This window comes from Paraburkholderia unamae, from assembly GCF_003096875.1.
In the GTDB taxonomy this organism is placed as follows: Bacteria; Pseudomonadota; Gammaproteobacteria; order Burkholderiales; family Burkholderiaceae; genus Paraburkholderia; species Paraburkholderia unamae.
This window is the reverse complement of sequence record NZ_QEOB01000003.1, coordinates 443,985-461,465: the sequence shown is the minus strand read 5'-3', so window position 1 is coordinate 461,465 and position 17,481 is coordinate 443,985. Positions and strand designations below refer to the sequence as shown.

17 protein-coding genes and 2 pseudogenes are annotated in these 17,481 nt (G+C 56.3%); 6 read left to right on the top strand and 13 right to left on the bottom strand.

Annotated elements, in window-relative coordinates; translation table 11 throughout:
- Positions 1–28: 28 nt before the first annotated feature.
- Positions 29–1,021, bottom strand: a complete 993-nt coding sequence (locus C7402_RS09150) for a 3-hydroxyacyl-CoA dehydrogenase NAD-binding domain-containing protein (protein WP_425273772.1) — start codon at positions 1,019–1,021, stop codon at positions 29–31.
- Positions 1,022–1,803: 782 nt separating this feature from the next.
- Between C7402_RS09150 and C7402_RS09145 the strand changes: the two genes are divergently transcribed.
- Positions 1,804–2,154: a helix-turn-helix domain-containing protein gene (locus tag C7402_RS09145; protein ID WP_208948917.1), complete on the top strand. Its 351-nt coding sequence runs from the start codon at positions 1,804–1,806 to the stop codon at positions 2,152–2,154.
- A 40-nt stretch (positions 2,155–2,194) separates the two neighbouring features.
- On the opposite strand, the gene C7402_RS09140 is transcribed toward C7402_RS09145, so the two are convergent.
- The gene (locus C7402_RS09140; RefSeq protein ID WP_116610369.1) at positions 2,195–2,734 is read right to left on the bottom strand and encodes a MarR family winged helix-turn-helix transcriptional regulator; all 540 of its coding nucleotides are present in this window, start codon (positions 2,732–2,734) and stop codon (positions 2,195–2,197) included.
- An 88-nt stretch (positions 2,735–2,822) separates the two neighbouring features.
- Between C7402_RS09140 and C7402_RS09135 the strand changes: the two genes are divergently transcribed.
- Positions 2,823–3,713 (top strand): LysR family transcriptional regulator, encoded by an 891-nt coding sequence (locus tag C7402_RS09135; protein ID WP_116610368.1) that lies wholly within the window; start codon positions 2,823–2,825, stop codon positions 3,711–3,713.
- A gap of 16 nt (positions 3,714–3,729) precedes the next feature.
- Here C7402_RS09135 and C7402_RS09130 read toward each other — a convergent pair whose 3' ends face one another.
- From C7402_RS09130 to C7402_RS48290, 5 genes and pseudogenes are all read right to left on the bottom strand, one after another.
- Positions 3,730–4,179 (bottom strand): DUF4148 domain-containing protein, encoded by a 450-nt coding sequence (locus tag C7402_RS09130; protein ID WP_133254448.1) that lies wholly within the window; start codon positions 4,177–4,179, stop codon positions 3,730–3,732.
- Between the two features lie 17 nt (positions 4,180–4,196).
- Positions 4,197–4,766, bottom strand: a complete 570-nt coding sequence (locus C7402_RS09125; protein WP_116610366.1) for a hypothetical protein — start codon at positions 4,764–4,766, stop codon at positions 4,197–4,199.
- A gap of 64 nt (positions 4,767–4,830) precedes the next feature.
- Positions 4,831–5,079, bottom strand: a complete 249-nt coding sequence (locus C7402_RS48295; RefSeq protein ID WP_208948916.1) for an abortive infection family protein — start codon at positions 5,077–5,079, stop codon at positions 4,831–4,833.
- Entirely contained in the window at positions 5,034–5,261 is a 228-nt protein-coding gene (locus tag C7402_RS47645) for a hypothetical protein (RefSeq protein ID WP_244314792.1), read from the bottom strand. The genes C7402_RS48295 and C7402_RS47645 overlap by 46 nt, the downstream gene beginning before the upstream one ends.
- A gap of 42 nt (positions 5,262–5,303) precedes the next feature.
- Positions 5,304–5,480, bottom strand: a pseudogene (locus C7402_RS48290) (AbiJ-related protein); the annotation flags it as partial.
- On the opposite strand from C7402_RS48290, the pseudogene C7402_RS09115 reads away from it, so the two are divergent.
- Both C7402_RS09115 and C7402_RS09110 read left to right on the top strand, forming a co-directional pair.
- Positions 5,466–5,783, top strand: a pseudogene (locus C7402_RS09115) (oxidoreductase); the annotation flags it as partial. The pseudogenes C7402_RS48290 and C7402_RS09115 overlap by 15 nt on opposite strands.
- Positions 5,784–5,966: 183 nt before the next feature.
- Complete coding sequence (locus C7402_RS09110) at positions 5,967–6,398, top strand: hypothetical protein (RefSeq protein WP_208948914.1); 432 nt, start codon at positions 5,967–5,969, stop codon at positions 6,396–6,398.
- A gap of 346 nt (positions 6,399–6,744) precedes the next feature.
- Here the strand turns inward: C7402_RS09110 and C7402_RS09105 are convergent, their stop codons facing one another.
- The 6 genes from C7402_RS09105 to C7402_RS09080 form a co-directional block, all read right to left on the bottom strand.
- Positions 6,745–8,208 (bottom strand): benzaldehyde dehydrogenase, encoded by a 1,464-nt coding sequence (locus C7402_RS09105; RefSeq protein ID WP_116610365.1) that lies wholly within the window; start codon positions 8,206–8,208, stop codon positions 6,745–6,747.
- Between the two features lie 46 nt (positions 8,209–8,254).
- On the bottom strand, positions 8,255–9,604 hold the full coding sequence (locus C7402_RS09100; protein WP_116610364.1) for an MFS transporter: 1,350 nt from the start codon (positions 9,602–9,604) through the stop codon (positions 8,255–8,257).
- A gap of 101 nt (positions 9,605–9,705) precedes the next feature.
- On the bottom strand, positions 9,706–10,785 hold the full coding sequence (locus C7402_RS09095; protein ID WP_116610363.1) for an enolase C-terminal domain-like protein: 1,080 nt from the start codon (positions 10,783–10,785) through the stop codon (positions 9,706–9,708).
- Positions 10,786–10,802: 17 nt separating this feature from the next.
- A complete protein-coding gene (locus C7402_RS09090; RefSeq protein WP_116610362.1) occupies positions 10,803–11,966 on the bottom strand; it encodes an alpha-hydroxy-acid oxidizing protein in 1,164 nt (387 codons plus the stop codon).
- Between the two features lie 19 nt (positions 11,967–11,985).
- Complete coding sequence (gene mdlC, locus C7402_RS09085; RefSeq protein ID WP_116610361.1) at positions 11,986–13,563, bottom strand: benzoylformate decarboxylase; 1,578 nt, start codon at positions 13,561–13,563, stop codon at positions 11,986–11,988.
- A 320-nt stretch (positions 13,564–13,883) separates the two neighbouring features.
- Complete coding sequence (locus C7402_RS09080; protein ID WP_244314791.1) at positions 13,884–14,072, bottom strand: plasmid pRiA4b ORF-3 family protein; 189 nt, start codon at positions 14,070–14,072, stop codon at positions 13,884–13,886.
- Positions 14,073–14,814: 742 nt separating this feature from the next.
- Here C7402_RS09080 and C7402_RS09075 point away from each other — a divergent pair.
- Positions 14,815–16,158: an LLM class flavin-dependent oxidoreductase gene (locus C7402_RS09075; protein ID WP_244314790.1), complete on the top strand. Its 1,344-nt coding sequence runs from the start codon at positions 14,815–14,817 to the stop codon at positions 16,156–16,158.
- A gap of 60 nt (positions 16,159–16,218) precedes the next feature.
- On the top strand, positions 16,219–16,737 hold the full coding sequence (locus C7402_RS09070) for a flavin reductase family protein (RefSeq protein WP_133254447.1): 519 nt from the start codon (positions 16,219–16,221) through the stop codon (positions 16,735–16,737).
- The last annotated feature ends 744 nt before the right edge of the window (positions 16,738–17,481 follow it).

Here is a 17,481-nt window from a genome sequence, read left to right as displayed (position 1 = left end):
GAACTGACGCTTCTCTACGTTCCCACGCTTACTGTGTCGCAAACACGGAAACGCCCGGGCTTGCAAACTCGGATGACTGTCCACCGGCAACCTCCGCGATGACATCAGTGTCCGTTGTCCGCTCTGGTGACACAGGCAATCCCGCCTCTACGAGGCGTTCCTGCAACTTCGTTCCTGGAGATAGTGTCGGCCCAAGCTTCACATTTGCCGGCGCGGATGCCAACGGTTCAATAGTAGGTCCGGGTCTCTGTGCGCCTTCCGAATAGTCGAAGAAGCCACGACCCGTCTTCCGGCCCAAGAAGCCGCCGTCTACCAATTCACGTTGAATGATGGAAGGCGTGAAACGACGGTGCGCAAACATCGCACTGAACACTGACTCCGTGACGGCAAAGTTCACGTCGTGCCCAATCAGATCCATCAGTTCGAGCGGCCCCATGCGAAACTGCCCAGAGTCGCGCATCAAGGCATCGATTGAGGCTGCGTCTGCGACTTTTTCGTTTAGCGAACGCAATCCTTCAGCATAGTATGGCCGGGCCACACGGTTCACGATAAAGCCCGGTGTGCTTTTCGTATGCACAGGAACCTTGCCCCAATCTCTGGCAGTCGAATAGACGCAATCGGCAATATCTCTCGACGTTGCGAGACCGCTTACTATCTCAACCAATGCCATGACCGGCGCGGGATTGAAGAAGTGCATCCCGATGAGGCGCTCAGGTCGCCTCATTTGTGCACCAATGGCGGGGATGGAAATCGAGGAGGTATTCGTCGCTAGAATGCAAGCATCTTCTACAATTTCTTCGACATCGGCGAATATTTTCTGTTTTACGTCAAGCCGCTCTGCGACAGCCTCGACGACCAGGCTCACACCTTTTATCTCGCTGATTCCGTTCGCAGCTACGATGCGCGTGATAGCTGTCTGAGCTTCAGCTTCACACATCTTTCCCTTTGTTATCGACTTCCCCAGCGCTGTCGCAATGGATCTGATTGCGTTGCTCACAGCCTCCTGATTGACATCGAACAGGACGACGCGATGCCCCGCAAGCGCTGCAACTTGGGCAATTCCTCCCCCATTGCCCCGCTCCGATTACAGCTACGGAGCTGGACTTAGGCAAGCCTTCACACATTCAATACTCCTGAGTTTTTGTCTGCTATCAGAGCGAATATTCCCAGTGCCTCACTCATCCGCACTAACACGCTCCAGCCCGACCCTAACGAGTTACCAGCCCGATTACCTGAGGTAGCCTGTGGTCGAGCTACTTCAGGTGTTCTCACTTGATTCTATGTGGGACCGGGGAAGCAATCGACTCGCGATGTAACAGCGCATACGGCGGAGGCCCTATTCGATGCGATAGCCACCAGGTGCACAGGCTTCCCCCATCTTGTGGACGAAGGAAGGGGCGTCGCATGCCAGACCAGTGTTCTTGCCCCAATAAAAAGCGCTGCAAAGCCGCCGCCTTGCTCAGACAAATAGACGTCAATCGACTCGGGCGGTGCAGGGTTTTCCATGCCTTGCAGCTTCAAATTGGCAGGTTCTATACTCAAACCGTCAGGTGCCTTACCATTTGTGGCATCATACACTAGGAAGGCGAGCCGTGGTCTCGAATGACGGGTTGGCATGACCACACAGGTGATTGTGCTGGCATCTGCGGCGAGGCCAGCCGAAGAGATGGACCATCGAAAATTAACCGACGGGACGCCAAGTCTACGCCCAAATCGTCAGGCGCCTTACAAATTTAGGGTGTCGAGGTGGGTACTCCACGCCTGACTTTTCTGGAAATGCGACAGCGGCAAGGAGTTGATGTGATGAACAACGTGGAACGAACTGCGCCGAAGGACGGCCACTCGTCGATAGCCTCTCCGGGATTGGCCGACGATTGGATTCTCGCGGATGCGCAAGTATTCGCGTCGCTTACGACTCGCGAGCGCACTGTTTGCGTTGGAATTCTGACTGGCTACACGTCCGAAGGAATTGCGCTCAACCTGGGCATATCCATCAACAGTGTCCTCACCTACCGCAAGCGAGTCTATGAGAAGCTTGGCATTACCTCTCAAAACGAGCTTTTTATGCTGACGTTTCGCCACCTGCTGCAGCAAAGGGCTCTGCCGGCACAGCGTGATTCAGTCTTGGATGAATCATCGCGCGTTGTCGCCTGAAGGAGCATCCCTACTGGATCTGCTACCCCCGGGCGCACCTTCACAGAGGAGTCGAATCGCTGATGGCTTCCGCGCGGTCAGCGAGTTGATTAAGCAGCTGAGCCATCGTCGTCAGTTCCGTACTGTCCATGCTCCCGAATGCAAACGTCAAGCGACGGCAATGATCGTCCATGACGCGCTTAAGGCGCTTGCGCCCCTGTGGACTAAGCTTCACTCGCAAATTGCGTCGATCAACGAGATCCTCGACCCGCATAACAAAATCATCTTTGACCAATCCATCGACTAGACCAGAAATCGTGGCTCGCGTCACAGACAGCTGATTACCCAGCTGGGAGAAGCTAACCGGTTCGTCGCCTGCTGCCCACACAAGCATCAGAAGTCCCATTTTTGCGGGTGTCAGGTCAGTGTTCGAAAGCCATGCTGAGAACGCATTGTCTACACGCTGAGCTGTCCGCCGCAATGCGTAGATTGCATCGAAGATTTCCGGCGGCAAATCCGGGTACATGCGGTGATAGCGCTCCGTCCATTCGGGCGGCAACGCGTATTGCCCGTGTTTGATTTGGGGATCTTTTTTTGTCATTTGCTGATCAGCCGTCGACTTGAAGGAGTAGTCATCCGTCGCATCTTACTCGCTCTCTCCAGCCCTTGGCGAGCAACTCAACTGAACAATGATCAATCTTTTACACGCGATGCAGGTTTTCGTCCGCGTTGCAGACACGGGCAGCTTCGTGCAAGCTGCGTCGCAACTTAACTTGTCGACGTCGATAGTCACCCGTCACGTCGCTAACCTCGAATCCCATCTCGGCGTTCGCTTGTTTCAGCGTACAACGCGCAAAACGACCTTAACAGAAGCTGGACGAGAATACATGGCGGGATGTCGTTCCGTCCTGGACGAAATCGACGAGCTTGAGACTCGCGCCACACTAACCTCACGTGAAATAGCAGGCGATCTACGGATCGTGGCGTCCGGCAGCTTTTCCTTGTTCCAACTCGCGCCATTTTTTGCGGCGTACCAGCGCGAATATCCGCGCGTCGCCCTACGAGTCACGCTGACGGAGCGGCCGGTAGACCTGCTGGACGCTGGATATGATGTCGGGATCGTCGTGGACAGGATGATCACCTCGTCATCCCTTATCGCGCGCAGACTGGTTCTGGCTTCGCGAGTTCCCGTTGCCTCGCCGCGTTATCTGTCAGACGCAGGTTCTCCACGCATTCCAGCTGATTTGTCCAAACATCGCATCCTTAGTCAAACACAAGAAACAGGATCGCAATCATGGACGTTTGCGAAGCAGGACCATGAACAAATCACTTTCAATCCGTCGTTTACGGTGAACAACGCAACAATGCTCAAACAGGCTGCGCTCGCTGGAATGGGAATTGCCATGTTGCCGGCAGGCCTCGTTTCCGACGATCTGCTTGCTGGAAACTTGATTCGACTCTTGCCGGACTATACGGTTGTGAACTCCGACGTCGAGGTTTCCCTCGTCTACCCTAGCCGTCAATACATTCCGCAAAAGGTACGGACCATCATCGACGGCGCTATCGCGTATTTCCGATGATGGTTGGAATAGGCACTCACCGTGTCTGGCGTGCCAGTGTCTGGGGGGCCGTTAGATTCGCAGTCCGGCTCCCTTGACTGCTCGCAACCAGGGCGGCCGGGTAGTTAGGGTCATTCATGGGCATGAGGCCCGCTTTTTCGCTTGCAACCAATTCAGCTTTCACTTCTGCGCGGGTTTTGCCGTAATGGGCTTCTGCTGGCACAGCATCTTGGGAAGACAGGGTCTGCGAAAAAACGGGGCCGCTACATAGGAGCAGGGCGATGGCGATCCCAGACAAGCGTTTCATGGCAATCCAAGCGAAAGCATTAGTAATGGCTGGAGTATAGTGCGCCACATTGCTTCCAACGATGGCATCCAGGGCAATGGGATGTGAACAAAATTGCAACAATGCGCGCAAACGCCGCCGCGCACGCGCCTGAATTACCCTCCTCGCGAACCGCTGGTAATCGTCATCGTCGGTGCTCACCGCTAGAAACGAGCCCTTCAAGACGGCGCGTTATGCGCGTTATGTATCCGAATCCGACCTGACTCGATGTTGACGAACACATAGTGCAGTCCCACCTCTAGCCGTGGTGTGTAGCCGGGAGCAACCGCGTCGTCGTTGACCAGCAGAAGACGATATGTGGCTGCACTTCCGTTAGAGCGAAGCTTCGAAACCGCTTTCTGCTTCTTCGGTCCGAAGAAGGAGGGAGCTACATTAAACGCCTCGTCCACCAGCGTGCGCCCATCGTGGTCCACTCCATTCAAGTCAAAACCATTGCGGTCTTCATTGCCAAATTCGACAAGATATCGCTCTATGCCGAACGTCCCGGCCTCGATTAATCCTGCAACACCACGCAAGATGACAAGGTCCGACATGATTCGATTGGCGGCCTCGAACAGACTGACGCCAGGATATGGTCCGCGCACCAACTTCTCACGCTTGAGCGCCGTGAGCAACGGAATCCCGCGCAGACCGTGGATGGAATCGCCAAGCTCCGCAAGAGTATCTAGAAACTCCTGCGTAATCTGGCTAATATTCGATGCGGTCAGGACACGCTCTTGCTGCTGCATAGGAAGATTCTTTTCTGGATATGTCGCTGACGGCTACGGGACTGACGCTGCAATGTTGGCGCGCTCATCTTGCTTTCTTGGCCGTCTCCCGATGGCGGAATGTTTCGGCAACGAAGTCAATGAATGCTACCGCGGAAGCGACCGCAAGACGGGGATGGCGCGGCTGCAAGCCTCGGTGCTGGCCGTCACGTCCATGACCAGTCCCGTAAAGTCCGCGCAACTGAGCCAGATTGTTGGTGAACTGCGTGAGATTGCGCAAGATCAGCCTTATGTTGTCTGCGCCTTTCTTTTCGTCCGTGATTCCTTCCGGCACGAGTTGTAGCTCTCGGGCGACCTTTTAGTCAGATCGCCGAGATCTTCGGATTTGGTGAACGCGATACCTTTCTTCGTCAGAATCGTCTTGCAGCCGGTTTCTATGAGTTCCTTTGCAGTCCCGATCGCAAGCACCAGATCTCGGTCCACGGCCAGTTCCAGTCTCTCGATCTCTTTCGCCATCCAACCTGCGTCCAGTGCCTCGACCACAGTACGCGCGCGTGACACAGCACGAGAGCCACTATGAGTGATTCGGCGGTACGCAAAACGCGGCCTACCAGCGATACGCTCCTCCTCGTAGAGCTCCCATCCGGCGTGGCTCAGTTGACCGTTGAAGTCAGAGACGAGCTTGAGAACTTCTTCGCGATCCGGCCGCACAAGCGGATGAACCACTTCGCGCATGCGGGCGCGCCTGCCGATCAGGCGCGCGCCACCGAATATGAAGTAGGGCCCTATGCAGGGCTCGGCCAACAAGTGCAAAAAGCGTTCGCCGAGATCGTACCGCCCGATGCTGATGTCGGCCTAGTCGCAGAAGCCATCGTAAAGGTCATCGGCATGCCGTTTGGCACGCGACCATTCCGCGTACATATCGACCCAGCCGAGGATGGCGCGGACGTAGGCTTTACCGTGCTGGACCGGGTGCGGGCAGAAATGCTGCACCGAGTTGGCCTGTCGGATCTCCTCAAACCACGTGTATTGAAATAACTCTCAATGCGGCACAGACGGCAGACCACCGTGCCGCGTTCAATCGACTGCGGTTGCCAAGAATCTGTGACCATGAAACTCCACCATTACGTTCGATTCGCCGCAATCGCTAGCACGATGTCTTTGTTATTTTCCGCGTGCAGCCCTGTCAATAGTACAAACGGCAATACCAATGAGCGTCCCATGATGAAGCCCTCCGTAACTTACTTACACTTGCTTCGGCATAAGCCGTTCTTCATTGGTTTTACTAAGGATCGGTTGCGCTGGACAATCGATCATTCTCGAGAATGGGAAGCCGACGCCGGGACAGTGGTCTCCACCTGCGACGCTAGTGCTTCAGACCATCTAGACACATGGATACTGCTCGACGGTCGCTGGCAAGTGGAAGCAGGCGTTCGCAGCTACCCCGCCGGCCATGCTGATCCGGGAAAATGGTTCAGCGGCGGTGCTACCCGTGGAGCATGTCGTCTCGTCACTACCGAACATAGCTACGTGATGAAAATAAGGCATGCAGATATGGAAGAAATGCTCGCGCGCGGCTTCTCGTTCAAAGACCATCTCGAGGAGGGTCGAACCTACTATGACGACGCTTTTTCGCGTCAATCTGACAATTAGAATTCTGCGCGGCCAACGTACTGACGCCGCTTACACCCCCCAAGTGATCGAGGGGAAAACCGGCGGTGAGCCAAAGCTCCCGCGCCGACTTGGCGAGCGTCTACGGCCCGCGTGACTTCCCAGTGACCACATCGAGGTACAAGTTCAGACTTGTGCCGAAGTCGGTGGCATCCTTACGACATGCTGTTCGTGACCGTAGCGCGGTCACTAAGCGACATCCGAACCACGGTCGGACTCGTCACGAAATTGCGGGCGGTTCAACTTCAGCCGGCGTGCAACGCCCCTCGCGCGCTGTCTTGCGAGTTGCCGTCCGAAAGACGCTCCGACAACTCGCCACCGGTGAAAATCAGAAGGGGTAGATAATTGGCTTGTCCAGAGCACTGACCCACTGAGTCTGCGTAAACTCGTGGAAGTTTGCGGGTCCCCCGAATCGCCCGCCGTTCCCCGATGAACCCATGCCGCCGAACGGAACGTGGAATTCGTTGTTGACCGTCTGATCGTTCACGTGAACCATACCGGCTCGAATTCGCGAAGACAGTGCCAAACCGCGCGACATGGACCGCGTATGCACCGCTGCCGCCAAGCCATAGTCCGACGTGTTCGCAAGCGCCACAGCCTCATCATCGTTGTCAAAGACTGTAATCGGCGCTACCGGTCCGAAAATCTCTTCCGTGAAGGCCGGCATGTCCTTCGTCACTTCTGTCAGGACAGTCGGCGTATAGAAGAGATTCGTGTATTGCCCACCCGTCAGCAGCATTGCACCAGACGCGACGCTCTTCTGCACGATATTGTGGATGCGATCTCGCTGCTTTTCATTAATCAAAGGGCCCAAGTGGACTTGTTCCTTGTGCGGATCGCCTACCAGCAACTTTTTCGCGCGCTCAGCCAGCTTCTGTGCATATTGGTCAGCAAGGGCGCGGTGCACAAGATGACGGCCCGTTTGCATGCAAATCTGTCCCTGATGAAGAAATGCACCCCACGCGCCGTTCGAAGCAGCGGCGTCGACGTCCGCGTCATCCAGCACGACGATCGCGTTGTTGCCACCCAACTCGAGTGCGACTTTCTTGAGCATCTGCCCGCAGATCTGGCCAATCGAGCGACCGACGGCCGTTGAGCCGGTAAATGAAATCATCCCTACCTTGGGGTGGCGTACCAGCGCATCACCCGTTGCTGGGCCGCCAGGAATGACGTGCAAGACTCCGCTCGGCAAACCCGCATCTTCGAACACACTGGCCAACAGGAGACCACCCGATACGGCGCTCTGGGGATCCGGTTTAAGGATGACAGCATTGCCCACCGCCAGAGCGGGCGCGACCGACCTCATCGCAAGCAGGATGGGGAAATTCCATGGCGCGATGACGCCGACGACACCAACCGGGACGTGGCGACAGATATTCAATCGACCCGGCATCGCAGACGGATACAAGGCGCCGTCGGGCTGCATCGGCATCGCAGCTGCCATAAGCAGTTGCTCGTACGTCGCATGCAGTTCCCACTCAGCCTTTGCGGGGGTCGAGCCACATTCGCGAACGTTCCATTCATTAATTTCGGCTGCGCGCTCCTTGAGCAGTCTTGCTGCTTCACGCAGAATCGCGGCACGTTGGTCGAACGGCGTCGAGGCCCAGGACTCCTGAGCCGCTGCAGCCGACGTCGCGGCGCTATCCACGTCCTCAGGTAGCCCCATTCCAATCGTCGCAAGCGTTTCACCCGTGGAAGGCTCAATGACGGAAGCGGTACCGCCCTTCGGGCGTCCCCATCCATTCGAAAAGACGTGACCTTCCCAAACGCGCGACTGACTAACATTACTCATTCTGTCTCTCCAAAAATTGTATATGTGACTTCTGTTGCCAGATTGCTCAATCGACGTGCGCAACCAATTCCTGAGTATCGCTAAGAGTCTTCTTTCCGTTACCTGAAATCATGAAAGAGGCAATCGCGGCAACTACACCAGGTATGGCGAACACCGTGAAGTTGAACCCGATTGAGAATTGCTGGCTGAGCAGGTAGCCACCCAAGGCCGGGCCCGCGATTGCACCAAGTCTGCCTGCTGCGGCAGCCCAGCCGACACCCGTAGAACGGATGTTGGACGGATACAGCTGCGCAGCAAACGCATGGACTACGCACAAGGTACCAACAGTCGTCGCCCCAGCACACATGAGAAGCAAGTTCAGTACGAACGTGTTCTGCCTGTATCCCAGGAGATAGATAGAGAGGGCTGCGACCGCAAAAAACAGAATCAACGTCGGCTTGCCACCATGACGGTCTGCAAGCCAACCGCTAAACAGTCCACCAAAGAGCGCCCCGACGTTGAGAACCGTGAGGAATGTCAGGCTGGAACCCAGCGAGTACCCGTTCGCGGCCATGAGCTTTGGCAGCCAAGTGTTCAAGCCATAGACCATCAGCATGCACATCCCGAAGGCAACCCACAGGAGAAGCGTGTCGATAATCTTGCCGCGCGCAAACAGTTCCACCATGCGCGAACGTGCCTGGATCTCTACCCCCTCGGCGGTCGGAGTCGCGAGGCTCGAGGAGCTACCACGAAATTCGGGCGCATATCGCTTGAGTATGGGATCGGCTTCCGTGTAACGTCCACGTGCAATAAGGTAGCTGATAGACTCTGGCAGCCACAGATACAGGGCCGGGAGAGCCAGCAAGGGAAAGCCTGCAACGACGAAGTTCGCACGCCATCCGAAGGCCGGCGTAATCACTTTGCCCGTTAGGGCTGCGACCACACCGCCTACCGAATAGAAGCTCAGCATGACGGTCAACAGAATGTTGCGCTTTCTAGAAGGCGACATCTCCGTCATCAGCGCGACCACGTTTGGCACCATGCCACCGAGGCCAACGCCCGTGAAAAAGCGGCATGCTGCGAACTGCGTCGCGTTCCCGCAAAAACCATTGCCTAACGCGGCCACACCAAAGACGACCAAGCACGCAAGAATGACACGTTTGCGCCCGAATCTGTCCGACGAGCTGCCAAGCGTCAACGCGCCCACCATCATTCCCATCAACGCGCTGCTTCCGATTACCCCTGCGACTACTGGCGAGAGCTTCCAGTCGACCATTAGTTGAGGAAGCACCGACCCATAGATCACGAGGTCATACCCATCAAATAGCATGAGCATCGAGCACCAGAACATGATCGCGACGTGAAACGAGTTCAAGGGGGTGTCTTTCAACACATCGTCGATGACGTTGTGGTTCATCTGTGTCTCCATCTTTGTCAATTGATCGACTGCCACCGATGACGGATTGCGACGATCGAATCGTTATATTTGGCGCTTCTTTTGCTCGACGAGTCGCAGGATCACACCGCGTAGCGCTCGATTTCCCCCTCCCGCCAAATGATGCCGGCACCCGGTTCGGTGCCGAAATGTGCCTTCCCGTCCTTAAATTGAAGTACTGGCTCCAGGATGGGACCTGCAAGGTCCATCCTTTCAAGCCAATGGCAGGTTGGAGTCACTGCCAGCAAGTGCGCACTGAATTCCTGGAAGATGTGGCTCGACATCGGCAGGCTGTGCTGTTCCGCCAGCGCACTCGCCTGCAGCCATCCGCTGACTCCTCCAATCTTCATCAGATCGGGCATGCAAAAATCACACGCGGCTGCCGCGATTGCTTTGCTCATCTCGTCCGGTCCAAACCAGTTCTCGCCCATTTGGACCGGTGCTCGCAGCGCATTTCGAATGGCAGCATGCCCCACAAAGTCATGCTGCAGAGTTGGCTCTTCAATCCAGGTGACCCCTTCCTCACCCACTGCACGGCCTCGTCGCATGGCTTCCGGAACCGTCAGCCCCTGGTTGTAATCAACCATAATTTGGACGCTTTCGCCGACGACATCGCGGATTGCGCGTATGACACGCAGATCGTGCTCCAACGTCGGGTAGCCGATCTTCGTTTTGATCGCGGCGAATCCCTGTTGCGCGGCGTCGTGTGCTCGTTTCACGGCGAGTTCGACGTCGTCCATGCTATGGCTGTCGTACGCCGGGAGCGGGCGCGCAGTTCCACCCAAAAGCTCAACGAGGGGCAATGTGTGTGCTTTCGCAAGTGCATCCCATGCCGCCATATCGATGCCAGCCGTCGCCATGCGCACGAGGCCAGTATTTCCCAGCAGCCTGAAACGCGATTGCAGCACCCGCCCGATCTCATGTGGCGCGAGGCTCATGCCTTCGACTACAGCCGCCAGCTCTTCGACCATCTGTTGCACCGGTTTGAGCGCTAACGGCGTGTACGTGAACAGATAGGAGTTCCCAGTAATACCCGCGTTAGTCAAAAGATCGATAAGGACCAGAGGAGACGTCGCCACAACGCCGACCGCGGTCTTGACGGGATACTGAAGCGGAACATTGACTGCGCGCACGCGCAGTCCGGTAATTTTGATGTCGTCCATTTTTTTCTACCGAAGTGTCAGGTACATGCGCGACTCAAAGTCGCCGATTCGCGCGATTGGGGAATTGAGACGAAATCACGCGTTAGCTTCTCCACGTCTGGACAACCGATCTGTGCAAGCGTGGTGTCGATTTCATTCATCATGATCGACAACACGGCCTCAACCCCACGTTGTCCATTTGTTGCAAGCCCATATAGCGTGGATCGACCTAACAGTACGGCTTTCGCCCCTAAAGCGACGGCTTTGACGACGTCCGAGCCGCGACGAATGCCGCTATCGATTAGCACCGGCGCCGAAATCCGGTCTGCACTTGGGCTCAGGGCTTCGAGCGGTGCGATAGCACTGTCCAACTGCCGGCCGCCGTGGTTAGACAAGATCACCCCATCCGCACCGAGCGCGATGCAACGTTCAGCGTCGTCGGCACGACTGATACCCTTGATGAGCAGAGTGTGAGGCCAGAGATCGCGTAACCATTTGAGGTCGTCCCACGCGAAGGTCGTGTCCATCTGCCGACTCATCAACGCTGCCTGCAACTCTACGTCCTGCACATCCTGGCTCGCGAAGTTCGCAAGTTGAGGCATCCCATAACGCACGAGGTTGTATGTCCAACGCGGATGCATCATACCGTCGACGAGAGTGCGCATGCTGTACCGCATCGGCATGCTAAAGCCGTTCCTTATGTCACGTTCGCGCTTGCCGTTGACACCCACGTCTGTAGTCAGAACAAGCGTTGTGTAGCCGGCGTCAAGCGCGCGCTTCACGAGCAATTGCGCGAGCGTACGGTGAACAACGTATAGCTGGAACCAGATCTCTCCCGTCGCTGCCTTCGCTACGGCTTCGATCGAGGAAGTCGACGCGGTCGAAAGCGCGAACGGAATCCCGAACTTGCCCGCCGCACGGGCGAGCGCAATATCGCCATCCGGCCAGAAGATGCTGTTCAGGCCAGTCGGGGCGATGACAAGTGGCGCTGCCCACGCCTTACCAAATAGATACGTCCGACTGTTGCGCTTGCTAATGTCAATCAATCGACGAGGCCGCAGCTTTACCTCCCGGAAGACATCGAGGTTGTGCTGCAGGCCCATCTCATCTTCCGCGCCGCCGTCAAGGTAATCGAAAACGATTCTGGGAAGACGCTTCTTTGCGAGGGCACGAAAATCGGCGACATTGACTGGCTTACTCATGATGCGGCCCTCAATGTCGTTAAGCCAGCGTATCAACTTCAATCAGTACAGGCGACTTGCTTGTGAGAGCACGCTGAAGAGACTCCCTCAGCGAATCGCCGGAATCGGCGCGCATTGCCTCTACGCCATAACCGCGAGCGAGTGCGCAGAAGTCGATTCCAGGCACATCAAGACCGGGTACGTCCTCAACCTGAAGTACACCTGCGAACCATCGCAACGCGCCATAGGTACCGTTCTTCAAGATGACGAAGATGGCCGGGATGTTGTACTGTGCCGCAGTCCAGAGCGCCTGAATTCCATAGTTCGCCGAGCCGTCACCAATCACACCGATGACTTGCCTGTCTGGCTTCGCCAACTGGATACCAACTGCCGCCGGGAGAGCAAAGCCAAGCCCACCTGCGGCGGCGAAGTAGTAGCTTCCTTGCTCTGTCATGCGAAGCCGTTGCCAAAGGATGTTCGTCGTCGAGGTCGACTCGTTCACGTAAATCGCATCGCGCGGTGCCACCTCGTCGAGGATGTCGAACACACGTTCGGGCGTGAGCGGCCCGGGCTGCTCCGGAGCCGGTTCAGGACGACTCAACGGTACCGGCACGCGACGCCATGTCTTGCTGGTCGCTGCGCACAACGCAGACAGCGTCGGAGCGATGTCCGCGATAATCGCGTCACCCATCGGCGCACGCGTCGCCTCGTTGATGTCACAGGTAATTGCAATCAGCCTGGTGCCCTTGGGCAAGTAGTCACCAGGTTCGTACTGGTGATATCTGAATACCGGCGCCCCTACAACCAACACAACATCGTGCCCATCAAGCAAACGGCTGATGCTTGCGATGCCCGCTGGAAGCAATCCACGGAAAGACGGATGTGTCGTCGGAAACGAACAGCGAGGCGCTGAAGGAGCCATCCAGACTGGCATCGACAGTTTTTCGGCTAGTTCGACCGCTGATGCGTTAGCGCCGCACGCGTCCACATCCGGGCCAACGACCAGCACTGGATTCGATGCTTGCTCAAGCGTGCGCGCGAGCGAATGGAGAGTGTCCGCCGACGGCAGCCCGGCCAACTCGACGCGTCGGCTGGCAAGATGCTCAACACCCGGCTTGACCTCCTCCTTCCAATCGTCATAAGGCACAGAAAGGTACACCGGCCCCTTCGCCGGCGTTGCCGCCATATGAATCGCGCGGCTCAGGGCCAGTGGGACCTCGTGCGCGCAAGTCGGCTCACAGCTCCACTTGACCAGAGGTCGCGGCAAACTGGCCGCGTCGACGTTTGCCAACAGTGCCTCAACGCCCACCATCGAACGCACCTGCTGCCCGGCAGTCACGACGAGCGGAGTGTGCGAATTCCACGCGTTGGTGAGTGCACCCATGGCGTTGCCGGTGCCGGCGGCCGAATGAAGATTTACTAGCGCTGGTTTTCCATTTGCTTGTGCAAAACCGTCAGCCATGCCAAGAACGGCACCCTCGTGCAGGCCGAGGATATAGCGAAAGTCCTTCGGAAAATCCTTCAGAAACGGTAGTTCATTCGAGCCAGGATTCCCGAAGAAGGTCGTCAATCCTTGCTCGCGCAGAATTTCGTAGCATGCTTGGTGAACAGTCGTCATAAGCCATAGTCCCAATCGATCGACGCATGCTAGCTTCATGCTCGTGACCGATCCAATCATCATTTTTGGGTTCCCGAAATAGACACGGTCTATATCCTACCGAACGCCCTACAGGATGAGCTCAGGCGAGATTCACCTAGAATGTGCCAGCGCGCCTAAACGGGTTACGTTCGCTAGGGCGGTTGCTTAAGCCGAGAAGAAATCCGTCTACACACGCCTCCCCAAGCAGCCGTGGCATTTGCGATGTGTGCTGGCGCGACGCGGCACGCTTCTTTTGTGGAAGCCGTACAAGTCGACGCCTAACTCACCAAGGGTAAACGTCAACCCGGGGCCATCGTGGCGTTCAAACTCAACCTCTGAGCGTGTGTAAGCGCGAACTCGAAGGCAGCAGGATCGAAGCTGCCGTTCCACCACTCGAGAAAGGGGTCGTATTCTTCGTGCGTCAAATCGCTGAACGCTTCGATGAAGTCGGCATATCCCGGCAGTCCACTAACGTCTTCGGGCAGCACGCATTCCGCCAGTCCAAGCACACGACCAGTACATAAATCTCGCATGAGAAAGTAGTCTCCACCACTCGTTTGGTGGGGCATCCGCCCGCGCATTTCTGCACATGTCGACTACGAAGGCAAAATCATCGCTGTAATCGGGAATGCTGGCTCGGGACAACAGCGCCTCGTGGGTATCGCCACTATGTACGACCTGGATTTCTACGAATAGCGCCAAGAAATAGACGTATGATTCGACGCCGTTCACTTATTAGTTCATGCCGAGTCTCAGGCTATGCCAGAGCGAAGGATTTAATCGCTCTCTTCGCAACATACTCTTTTGGAATTCGGCACTGTCTGAAGCTCCAGTATCAATTTGGAAATCGGCGTCAGTTCTGCCCACGCAGTCATTCAAAATCGCGCTACCCCCTGAGGTCCCCTCTTCCAGCGCTTGCTGAACGAACACATGCCGCGAGCAAGGACGTTCGCATACGAATTAAATACCTCCTCATGAACTTTTTGGCAATGGATTATTCTTGCCCTCACTTTTCTCGAACAATCGACACTGGTACTCCAGTTCTCACAAGCAGTTCGGGTTTCCTCTGCATTGCAGGTGAGCAATACCCGACTATACTTTGATCGTCAGGTCCCATACGTTTTTTTGTTGAGTGTATCTGGTTACCTTGGTCGATCAGTGCATCGATACGAAAGCGTGAAGTTCATTCATCACCGCTCTCACGGAATAGCCATGGACGTACGAAAGCCTATGCCTCTTGCCCTGTTGCTAACACCGACAGGCACTCACACCGCAGCGTGGCGCCACCCGGACGCACCCCTTCACGACGCAGCCAACTTCGAATATTTCAGAAAGATTGCTGAATCAGCTGAGCGCTCCTACTACGATCTACTGTTCATTGCAGACTCGCTATTTATGAGCCACGGCGAGCGAGGCGGCGAACGCCGATACCCGCGTCACCCTCACCTCGAACTGGAACCACTTAGCCTCCTTTCGGCACTGTCTGTGGTAACAAAAAACATTGGGCTTGCAGCAACGGTTTCCACAACCTATTCGTTCCCTTACACGCTCGCTCGCGCGTTCGCTTCACTAGACCATCTAAGTGGCGGCCGTGCAGGATGGAACCTTGTTACCTCGCAATCCGATCTTGAGGCGCAGAACTATGGCCTCGACGCTCATTTGCTGCACTCAGATCGGTACGCGCGTGCTGCCGAATACGTCGATGTCGTTCGGCGGTTGTGGGACAGCTGGGAAGAAGATGCTCTTGTTGGGGACAAAGATTCAGGCATTGCTATCGACCCGTCCAAGCTGCACGCGCTCAACCACAAGGGTGAGTACTACTCTGTCAAAGGACCATTAAACGTGTCACGGCCGCCGCAAGGACGCCCCGTGATCATCCAGGCAGGATCGTCAAATACCGGGCAAGACCTTGCAGCCGCTACTGCAGATATTGTATTTACCGCCCAAACTGACAAACAGGCGGCTCAGCTCTTCTATCGCTCAATCAAGGACCGCCTCGCGGCAAATGGCAGGACGCCAGAATCACTGATCGTCATGCCGGGCGTGTATGCGGTTGTGGGAGAGACCGATGCGGAAGCACAGGAGAAGTTCGCACAATTGCAGGACCTGATCCACCCTGAGGTCGGCCGCGAACTTCTTGCAAAACTGCTTGGCAAGGAAGAGTTGTCGAATATCGACGTCGACAAGCCGTTGCCCATGTTCACCGATGTGAACACGTCGAAAAGCCGACTTGAAATGATTCAGGCGATGGGAGCCGATGGGACCTTGACCGTGCGCGAGCTCTATCAACGTCTTGCTCCCGCACGCGGACACTTAACGCTGGTCGGATCTGCGCAGCACGTTGCGGACACCCTCATTGAATGGCGTAACGATGGTGCCGCCGACGGTTTCATGCTCATCCCCGGTGTCATGCCGCAGTCGGTCAATGATTTCGACAGGCTCGTACTTCCAATTCTTCGAGATCATGGCGTCGCGCGACGCGCATATGACGGAACAACGCTTCGTGAGCGCCTCGGATTGCCGCGACCAACGAACAGCTTTACTTCAGAGCAAAGCCCGTCAGCCATGGTATAGCCGCAACCCAGCCCCACAGCAAGCAGTTAGTTCTGTGGATACGCCCTGGAACTCTCTCAAGTGTCAACTGAAAAGATGAAAAAGGAACTGGAAAGCGCTTTTCGAAGTGCTATGAGGCAATACGCTGCCTCCGTTAACATCATCACCTGTCGTGCACGTGGAACTTGGTACGGCATGACTGCTACTGCAATAACATCCCTTTGCGCCGACCCTCCTTCCCTGCTCTTGTGCATCAATCGTGGCAATAATTTTTATGCTGCGATTTCCGAGGCATCGGAATTCTGCGTGAATCTACTTGGGACCCAACATCAAGAGGTGTCCGCAGCGTTCAGCCGAACGGTCGAAAATCCGCTGGATAAATTCTCCTCCGGCAGATGGAATTGCGAACTTGATGGGATTCCGTATCTCGTAGATTCACCAGTGAACATCTTCTGCAAGGTTGCATCGACCTTCTCCTTCGGCACACACGATATCGTCGTCGGTACTTGCGAGCGCATTCTAGGAAGCGAAGATGCTGGGAGATCGTCGCCCCTCTTATACACAAACGGGCAGTACACTTCAGTTTCTGCAGTAAATTAGATCGCCGTAACCGTTAGTTTGAAGGTACAAAAATCTGCTCACGCAGTTTGTAGTCGCAGGGAAGGACGTCCCCACAGAGGGGAGCAGCGCGAGCGCCGCCACCGTGGGTGCCTTTCGAACTCCGTGGCGGTTGGCCGCGCCGGGTAGCGGGCCAGCGCTCGTGCACCACACCGCTGTACGCTGCGTGAACGCTGCGCCAGACCGTCACACGCGAATCCCGGCCACTCCTTGCAGGGAGTTCGAGGGCGCAGTGACATTCTCGCACCGGGACACCGGTCATCGGGCCTGCGCGCAGCGAACGTTCAGTCAACTTCTGTCCACCTCTGCCGACGCCAGCGGCGCAAGGTCCCCGTGGCAACGCTAGGTCGAACCGCTACTTCACCGATTGACAAGCGGTCCATCCGATATTTCCCAAAGATATCGGGTATAGCAACAATTTTTAAGCGCGATGCCAGGTTTGTGCAGCTAAGTCCTGCTGCTGACAACCCGCAGCCTCTGGCCGTTAGTTTGACGATGCACAAATCTGCTCACGCAGATTGTCTTCGCAGAGCAAACGGTCACCGCTGCTGAGGGGGGCGGCGCGTGCACCACCACCACGGGTACCTTTCGCACTCCGGCGCGGCGAACCGCGCCGGGTGGCTAGCCCATGCTCGCGCACCACTCCTCTGTACGCCGCATGAACGCCACACCAAGCAGCCACACGCGAATCCCGGCCTTTCCTTACAGGTAGCTCGAGGGCGTGAT

What these genes read in the sequence shown, in the direction of transcription:
- C7402_RS09145 (WP_208948917.1), top strand. Translation starts at nt 1,804, where the DNA reads ATGAACAACGTGGAACGAACTGCGCCGAAGGACGGCCACTCGTCGATA.
- C7402_RS09140 (WP_116610369.1), bottom strand. Translation starts at nt 2,734, where the DNA reads ATGACAAAAAAAGATCCCCAAATCAAACACGGGCAATACGCGTTGCCG.
- C7402_RS09135 (WP_116610368.1), top strand. Translation starts at nt 2,823, where the DNA reads ATGATCAATCTTTTACACGCGATGCAGGTTTTCGTCCGCGTTGCAGAC.
- C7402_RS09125 (WP_116610366.1), bottom strand. Translation starts at nt 4,766, where the DNA reads ATGCAGCAGCAAGAGCGTGTCCTGACCGCATCGAATATTAGCCAGATT.
- C7402_RS47645 (WP_244314792.1), bottom strand. Translation starts at nt 5,261, where the DNA reads ATGGCGAAAGAGATCGAGAGACTGGAACTGGCCGTGGACCGAGATCTG.
- C7402_RS09110 (WP_208948914.1), top strand. Translation starts at nt 5,967, where the DNA reads ATGATGAAGCCCTCCGTAACTTACTTACACTTGCTTCGGCATAAGCCG.
- C7402_RS09105 (WP_116610365.1), bottom strand. Translation starts at nt 8,208, where the DNA reads ATGAGTAATGTTAGTCAGTCGCGCGTTTGGGAAGGTCACGTCTTTTCG.
- C7402_RS09100 (WP_116610364.1), bottom strand. Translation starts at nt 9,604, where the DNA reads ATGAACCACAACGTCATCGACGATGTGTTGAAAGACACCCCCTTGAAC.
- C7402_RS09095 (WP_116610363.1), bottom strand. Translation starts at nt 10,785, where the DNA reads ATGGACGACATCAAAATTACCGGACTGCGCGTGCGCGCAGTCAATGTT.
- C7402_RS09090 (WP_116610362.1), bottom strand. Translation starts at nt 11,966, where the DNA reads ATGAGTAAGCCAGTCAATGTCGCCGATTTTCGTGCCCTCGCAAAGAAG.
- mdlC (WP_116610361.1), bottom strand. Translation starts at nt 13,563, where the DNA reads ATGACGACTGTTCACCAAGCATGCTACGAAATTCTGCGCGAGCAAGGA.
- C7402_RS09075 (WP_244314790.1), top strand. Translation starts at nt 14,815, where the DNA reads ATGCCTCTTGCCCTGTTGCTAACACCGACAGGCACTCACACCGCAGCG.